Raw genomic sequence first — 7,523 nt, 5'->3', positions numbered from 1 at the left:
ATTTCCACCTGCCGTTCACTGTTGCCGCCGCTACCGTATTCGCGGGTAAACCCGCTCCTACACACACAGATCGGTGGTAGACACATGTCGGGGGCTGGACACATTCCGTGGTGCGCGGTGGGCTGCGACGCTGCCCCAACAGGTGCAAGGAAATACCTCACCCCGCCACCCGCACCACCCCCAGATCAATCCCCAGATGCACCAGCTCGGCATGCGAGCTGACCTGCAACTTGCTCTTGAGCAAGGTCAGGTGGTTGGACACGGTCTTGGCACTGATACACAACTGCTCGGCAATCACCCGCGCCGGGGTACCCTTGGCCAGCATCGTGAATATCTCCAGTTCGCGCTGGGTCATGCGCTGCAACCGCGGGTCACTGGTGCTTTGCTGTGACAGGCAAGCCAGCTGGGTGGCCAGGTGCTGCTCGATGTAGGCATGCCCGGCCAACACCCGCTGCACCGCCTCGATCAGCACCTCGGGCGCCGAGTTCTTGGTCAGGTAGCCCGAAGCCCCCGCATCCAGCGCCTGGCGCACCAGCGGCAGTTCATCGTGCATGCTGAAAAACAGCACCCGCAACTGCGGCAGGCGCTGGCGCAGGCGGCGGGTGGTTTCCAGGCCACTGATACCGGGCAGGCCAAAGTCCATGATCACTAGGTTGGGCACCTGCTCCTGTACCCTGGCCAGCGCCTCTTCACCACTGGCGGCCTCACGCACCTGCACCAATGGCAGCACCGCCCGCAGCAAGCTGGCGTAGCCCTGGCGGACCACGGCGTGGTCATCGACCAACACGATATTCATCACACCTCCTCGGGAATGTTAAGGGCCAGCGCCCAGCCGCCCCCCGGGCGACTGAAAATGCGTAACTCCCCCCCAAGGCTGCGGGCGCGCTCGGCCATCGAGTGCAGGCCTACCCCTGGGCGCTGGGGCTGATGGGCGCCGCAGCCATTGTCGCGAATGAACAGACGCAAGCCCTTGGGACTGCGCTGCAGGCGCACCCGCACCTGGCTGGCACCGGCATGCCGGGCGACGTTGGTCAACGCCTCCTGCAGCAAGCGGTACAAATGCGTTCTGCTCGGCCCAGTCAGCGTCGGCAAGTGCTCGCCAACCCGCAACCGGCATTCGATGCCCTGGCTGGCCTGCCACTGGCTCACCAACAGCCCGAAGGCCTCGGCCAGCGGCATGTAGTGCAGCGCCACCGGATACAGGTTGTGCACCAGCGCGCGAAAACCTTGCTGCAGGCGCTCGCAATTGAATTCAAGGGCCTGCGCCGTCTGCGTCACCACTTCAGGCTGTTCGGCCACCATACGCAGCAGGCATAGCTGGGCACGCATGCCTGCCAGGTATTGCCCCAGATCATCGTGCAGGGTCTGCGCAAGCTGGGTACGCTCCTGCTCCTGCACTGCCAGCAGGGCCTGGGTCAGCTGGGTATTGTCGGCCTGGGCCTGCTCCAGGGCTGCGGCCATGCGGTTGAAATGTTTGGCCAGCTGGCGCGCTTCCGGCAGGCCGGCTTCGCGCAGGCGTGCCGTCAATTGCCCGCCTGAGACCTGGTGCAAGGCGCCCAGCAGCTCATCCAGCAGGCCCATGGCCCGCCGTACCGCCCAGCGGATGGTCAACAGGCTAAGCAACAACGCCAGGCCACAAACGCCAAGCAGTTGTTGCAGGGAGTCCCAGACTTCATCGATTTCATCCCGCGCATCCACGGCAATCAACACGCGGCGGCCATCACTCAAGTCCAGCAGCCGGCTGCTGTGGTAGCGCTCGCCGAACAACTGGCGGCCAAGCCAGGCATCCATACCGGCCTCTTGCGGCAGCCTTGGCACTTCACCCGCTGCCAGCCAGTGCACCCGCACATGACGCAGGCTCTTGGTCAAGCCGGGCTGCAGGTTTGCCGGGTCGCGTTCGGCGGTGTCGCCCAGGTATGCCACCACGGCTTCGGCTGACTGCAACTCACGCTCGACGTCGGCCACCGCCTGGTGCAACAGCACCCCGGCACAAGCCAGCGCGACCAAGGCGAAGCATAACGTGACCCAGAGGTTGACTCGCCACAGGGCCGACAAGTTGACAAGGCGCACAAGCGGTTCTCCTCAGGCCGTTGTGGACCATCGTAAAACTGCGGCCTGCGCACTGAATTACTACCTTGGTACCGGCCGAGCGCTACTTTCTGCATATTTCCCCCTCCCGGCGGGCTTCCTATGCTGGCGCCATCTGCCCTGGAGTGTGTTATGCGCCAGCCTGCCCACCTTGCCTTGACCTGCCTGCTGGCCTTGGCCGCAACACTGGCTACGCCCCTGGCGCCCGCCGCTCAGGGACAGGCCGCAGCCCCGCTGCACATACGCATCGGCTACCTGGGTTATCGCCCCGCCGCTGGCCCGCTGCTGTCCAACGTCATCCCCGAACCCGGCGATGCCGGGCTCCAAGGTGCCGAACTGGCCATTGTCGACAGCAACAGCACCGGGCGCTTCCTGAAGCAGCAATTTCAGCTGACCAGCGCCAATGTCGACAGCCCCGAGGCCCTGCTGCAAGCCGCCAGGGCCCAGCATGAACAAGGCCTGCGCCTGTTCGTGGTGAATGCCCCGGCCGCCAGCCTGCGCGCGCTGTCTACCGCCCTGCCCGACAGCCTGCTGTTCAACGCCGGCAGCCCCGACGACAGCCTGCGCAGCAGCCAGTGCCTGGGCAATGTCCTGCACAGCCTGCCGAGCCGGGCCATGCTGGCCGATGCCTTGGCGCAGTTCCTGGTACTGCGCAAATGGCAACGGGCATTGCTGGTGGTCGGCCAGACCCCGGACGACCAGGCATACGCCGCTGCCCTACGGCGGTCGGTGAAGCGTTTTGGCGTGCAACTGGTCGCGAAAAAAACCTGGACCTTCGACAACGACCAGCGCCGCAGCGCCCAGGCCGACATGCCGCTGTTCACCCAGACTGCCGAATACGACGTGGTACTGGTGGCAGACGAGCGCGGTGACTTCGGCGAGTACCTGCCCTACCAGACGTGGTATCCACGCCCGGTGGCCGGTACCCAGGGCCTGACCCCCACGGGCTGGCACAAGACGGTGGAAACCTTCGGGGCGGCGCAGTTGCAAAAACGCTTCGAGGCCCAGGCCGGGCGCTGGATGAATGACCGTGACTTCGCCGCCTGGATGGCTGTACGCAGTGTCGCCAGTGCGGCCAGCAAGCTGCGCCTGGCCGAACCTCGCGCGGTTCAGCAACTGCTGCTCAGCGAGCAGTTGCCGCTGGACGGCTTCAAGGGGCGCAAGCTCAGTTACCGCCCGTGGAACGGCGAACTGCGCCAGCCGATCCCGTTGGTTCAGCCCCGCGCCCTGGTCAGCACCTCGCCGCAGGAGGGCTTCCTGCATCCCTTCAACGAAATGGACAGCCTGGGCTATGACAAGCCCGAAGTGACGTGTAGCTACCCCTGACCCGACAACCACAACAATAAGGAATCCGCCATGCGCCGCCCCCTCTTCCACCGGGCCCTGCTTTACCCCAGCCTGCTGTCGGGCGCCCTGGCGCTGGCCAGCAGTCACGCCATGGCTGCCACCGCCTGGGTCTCCAACGAGAAGGACAACAGCCTCAGCCTGATCGACCTGCAAACGCTGGAAGTCACCGAAACCCTGCCGGTGGGCCAGCGCCCGCGTGGCTTGCTGCTGTCACACGACAGCAAGCTGCTGTACATCTGCGCCAGCGACTCGGACCGGGTGCAGGTGATGGACGTGGCCACCCGCAAGATCATCAAGGAGCTGCCTTCCGGCAAGGACCCCGAGCAGTTCGCCCTGCACCCCAACGACCGCTGGCTGTATGTATCAAACGAGGACGATGCGCTGGTGACGGTGATCGACACCGTCACCGACAAGGTGCTCGGGCAGATCGAAGTCGGCATCGAACCCGAAGGCATGGCGGTCAGCCCCGACGGCAAGTGGGCGGTCAACACCAGCGAAACCACCAACATGCTGCACTGGATCGACACCAGCACCCAGACCCTGGCCGACAGCACGCTGGTCGACCAGCGCCCGCGCTTCGTCGAGTTCAGCAAAGACGGTTCGCGCCTGTGGGCCTCGGCAGAAATCGGCGGCACGGTGACCATACTCGACGTGGCCACGCGCCAGGTGCTGAAAACCCTGAACTTCCAGATCAAGGGCGTGCACCCGGACAAAGTCCAGCCAGTGGGCATCAAGCTCAGCGCCGATGGCAAGTACGCCTTCGTCGCCTTGGGCCCGGCCAATCACGTGGCGGTGATCGATGCCAAGACCTTTGATGTGCTCGACTACCTGCTGGTCGGGCGGCGGGTCTGGCAGCTGGCATTCACCCCGGATCAGCGCCAGTTGCTGGCCACCAACGGTGTCAGCGGTGACGTTTCGGTCATCGATGCGAAGCAGCTCAAAGTGCTCAAGTCGGTGAAGGTCGGGCGCTACCCCTGGGGCGTGGTGGTGACACCATGAACGCCCTCGACGTCAGTGACGTGAGCTTTGCCTATGGCCAGCGCGAGGCACTCCGGCAGGTCGGTTTCAGCCTGGCACCCGGGCGCTTCGCCGCATTGCTGGGCCCCAATGGTGCCGGCAAGTCGACCTTGATCGCCCTGCTCACACGCTTGTACGACCTGCAGCATGGCGACATCCGCGTGTGCGGCTGCTCGCTACGCAACGCTGCACGCCCGGCCTTGCGCCAGCTGGGTGTGGTGTTTCAGCAAAGCACCCTGGACCTGGACCTGAGCGTTGAGCAGAACCTGCGCTACCACGCCGCCTTACATGGCCTGTCGCGGCGTCAGAGCCACCTGCGGGTCGAGGCCGAACTTGCCCGCCAAGGCCTTGGCGAACGCCGGCGCGATCGTGTGCGTGAGCTGAACATCGGCCATCGGCGGCGGGTGGAAATTGCCCGCGCGCTGCTGCATGAACCGCGCCTGCTGCTGCTGGACGAAGCCAGCGTCGGCCTTGATCCGGCCAGCCGCCTGGCGCTTAACCAGCACCTGCGCCGGTTGTGCCGCGAGCAGCAGCTCAGTGTGTTGTGGGCCACTCACCTGCTGGACGAAGTGCAGCCCAGCGATGACCTGTTGATTCTGCATCAGGGGCGCCTGGTGGCCAGTGGCACCGCCGATGCGCTGAGCCTTGAGCACGGCGGTGACCTCGATCACGCCTTTGCCCGCCTGACCAACGCCCCCTCAGGAGCCAACGCCCGATGAACGCTTACTGGCAATGTTTCAACGGCATCATGCTGCGCGAATGGCTGCGCTTCGTGCTGCAGCGTACACGCCTGCTCAGCGCGCTGGTGCGCCCGCTGCTGTGGTTGCTGGTATTCGCTGCCGGCTTTCGCGCAGCGCTGGGCATTGCCATCATCGAACCCTACGACACCTACATCCCCTACGAGGTGTACATCATCCCCGGCCTGGCCTGCATGATTCTGCTGTTCAACGGCATGCAGGGCTCATTGTCGATGGTCTACGACCGCGAGATGGGCAGTATGCGTGTGTTGCTGACCAGCCCGCTGCCACGCCCGTTCCTGCTGGGCAGCAAACTGCTGGCAACTTCATTGATTTCCCTGCTGCAAGTCTATGCCTTCCTCGCCATCGCCTGGTTATACGGGGTACAACCACCGGCAGCGGGCTTGCTGATGGCGCTGCCGGCATTGCTACTGGTGGCCTTCATGCTCAGCGCCTTGGGCTTGTTGCTGTCGAACGCAATCCGCCAGCTGGAGAACTTTGCCGGGGTGATGAACTTCGTGATCTTCCCGCTGTTCTTCCTGTCGTCGGCGCTGTACCCGTTGTGGAAAATGCGCGAGGCCAGCCAGTGGTTGTACTGGCTGTGTGCTGTGAACCCGTTCACCCATGCCGTAGAGCTGGTGCGGTTTGCACTTTATGAGCGGTTGAACCTGCTGGCGCTGGCGGTGTGCCTGGGCTTGACCGCATTGTTCACCCTGCTGGCGATCCTCACCTTCAACCCCCAGCATGCAGCGCTGCGCAAGCCGCGCTGAAAACCTGGCGTGTAACGCGTGTGGGAGCGGCCTTGTGTCGCGATTGGGCTGCGCAGCAGCCCCGGCCATGTGTGCGGTGCAGCTGAAACCGGGGGCCGCTTTGCGGCCCTTTCGCGACGCAAGGCCGCTCCCACACGGATCGCGCCAGCTTTCAGAAATTGAGCAAGACAGTTGCCCCCACACCTTGGGCGTCTCCATGCCTTCAGGCGCCCGGCCATCTACTACTTTAGTACTGCATTTACTGTCTATCGTCGCATTCACAAAGCACCGCCACTGGCATGTAATGAGTCCATAACAAAAAGGAAAAACCGCCATGCCACGTGCCCTGCCCCGGCTGCCACACCCTTTGCTGGCGGTACTTTCGCTGAGCCTGACGCTAGGTATCGCCCAGGCTGACACGGCGCCGCTGTTCTCCGCCGACGGCTATCGCACCACGCACTATCGCAGCCCGACCCCGCAACAGGTCGAAGGCGGCCAGGTCGTCGACACCGCCACATTGCAAGGCCTGCTGGGCCAGACGCCCCGGCCGGTGCTGATCGACGTCTATCGCCGTCAATGGCTGCAAGGTCGCTTCATCGAAGACGAACCGCACAGCAACCTCCCCGGCAGCCTGTGGCTGGCCAACACCGGCGACGGCGAACTGAACCCGGCCTGGCAGGACTACTTCGTGCGCAACCTGCAAAAAGCCACGGCCGGGCACCCGGACCAACCTTTGGTCTTTTACTGCCGCTCCGATTGCTGGTTAAGCTGGAACGCGGTAAAACGCGCGAAAGCCTTGGGCTATAACAACCTGTATTGGTACCGCGACGGCCTGGATGCCTGGCAGCAAGCCAACCTGCCATTGCAGCCGGCACAACCGGTGCCGTTCCCCTGAAATGCCTGCGTATGCGTGCCCCGCTCCATCCAATAAAAACAAGGTGAAAAGGCCATGTACAAAATTCTGATTGCCGACGATCACCCCCTGTTTCGCGAAGCCATCCACAATGTCATCAGCGATGGTTTCCAGGGCAGCGAGGTCATGGAGACCGCCGACCTTGAAAGCGCCCTGGCCCTGACCCAGGCGCATGACGACCTCGACCTGATCCTGCTCGACCTGAACATGCCCGGCATGCACGGCCTCAACGGCCTGATCACCCTGCGCAACGAGGCGCCGACCACGCCGGTGGTCATCGTTTCGGCCGAGCAGGAAAAGCAGATCGTGCTGCAGGCCATTACCTACGGTGCCGTGGGCTTCATCACCAAGTCGTCGCCACGCTCACAGATGATCGAAGCGATCGAGCAGATCCTCAATGGCAACGTCTACCTGCCGCCAGACATCATCCGCGCGCAAAAAAGCAGTACCAGCCGGCGCCATAACGATGCCCCGAGCTTCCCGCCGGAAATGCTCCAGGCCCTGACCCGCAAGCAACTGCTGGTGCTCGAGCGCATGACCAAAGGCGAATCGAACAAACAGATCGCCTACACGCTGGACATCGCCGAAACCACAGTCAAGGCCCACGTTTCGGCGATCTTGCGCAAACTCAATGTGCACAACCGGGTACAAGCCATCCTCAGTGCTGGCGAT

At 63.8% G+C, this 7,523-nt stretch carries 8 protein-coding genes; 6 read left to right on the top strand and 2 right to left on the bottom strand.

The features are described 5' to 3' along the window. Positions 1–157: 157 nt before the first annotated feature. Both N5D53_RS27210 and N5D53_RS27205 read right to left on the bottom strand, forming a co-directional pair. On the bottom strand, positions 158–796 hold the full coding sequence (locus N5D53_RS27210) for a response regulator transcription factor (RefSeq protein ID WP_274140747.1): 639 nt from the start codon (positions 794–796) through the stop codon (positions 158–160). Further along, the gene (locus N5D53_RS27205) at positions 796–2,070 is read right to left on the bottom strand and encodes a histidine kinase (protein ID WP_274140749.1); all 1,275 of its coding nucleotides are present in this window, start codon (positions 2,068–2,070) and stop codon (positions 796–798) included. Before N5D53_RS27205 ends, N5D53_RS27210 begins: the two co-directional genes overlap by 1 nt. Before the next feature lie 150 nt (positions 2,071–2,220). On the opposite strand from N5D53_RS27205, the gene N5D53_RS27200 reads away from it, so the two are divergent. The 6 genes from N5D53_RS27200 to N5D53_RS27175 all read left to right on the top strand — a co-directional run. Continuing rightward, positions 2,221–3,414: an ABC transporter substrate-binding protein gene (locus N5D53_RS27200; RefSeq protein WP_274140751.1), complete on the top strand. Its 1,194-nt coding sequence runs from the start codon at positions 2,221–2,223 to the stop codon at positions 3,412–3,414. A 30-nt stretch (positions 3,415–3,444) separates the two neighbouring features. Then, on the top strand, positions 3,445–4,434 hold the full coding sequence (locus N5D53_RS27195; protein ID WP_279841109.1) for a YVTN family beta-propeller repeat protein: 990 nt from the start codon (positions 3,445–3,447) through the stop codon (positions 4,432–4,434). Continuing rightward, positions 4,431–5,171, top strand: a complete 741-nt coding sequence (locus N5D53_RS27190; protein WP_003254104.1) for an ABC transporter ATP-binding protein — start codon at positions 4,431–4,433, stop codon at positions 5,169–5,171. Before N5D53_RS27195 ends, N5D53_RS27190 begins: the two co-directional genes overlap by 4 nt. Then, complete coding sequence (locus tag N5D53_RS27185; protein ID WP_010953586.1) at positions 5,168–5,959, top strand: ABC transporter permease; 792 nt, start codon at positions 5,168–5,170, stop codon at positions 5,957–5,959. The genes N5D53_RS27190 and N5D53_RS27185 overlap by 4 nt, the downstream gene beginning before the upstream one ends. A 313-nt stretch (positions 5,960–6,272) precedes the next feature. Then, a complete protein-coding gene (locus tag N5D53_RS27180; RefSeq protein ID WP_279841108.1) occupies positions 6,273–6,833 on the top strand; it encodes a PQQ-dependent catabolism-associated CXXCW motif protein in 561 nt (186 codons plus the stop codon). 54 nt (positions 6,834–6,887) lie between these two features. Beyond that, the coding region (locus tag N5D53_RS27175; protein WP_279841107.1) for a response regulator transcription factor at positions 6,888–7,523 on the top strand (636 nt) is incomplete at its 3' end.

The organism is Pseudomonas sp. GD03862 (assembly GCF_029840855.1).
GTDB lineage: Bacteria > Pseudomonadota > Gammaproteobacteria > Pseudomonadales > Pseudomonadaceae > Aquipseudomonas > Aquipseudomonas alloputida.
The sequence above is the reverse complement of the archived record's forward strand: the minus strand, read 5'-3'. Positions and strand labels throughout refer to the sequence as shown.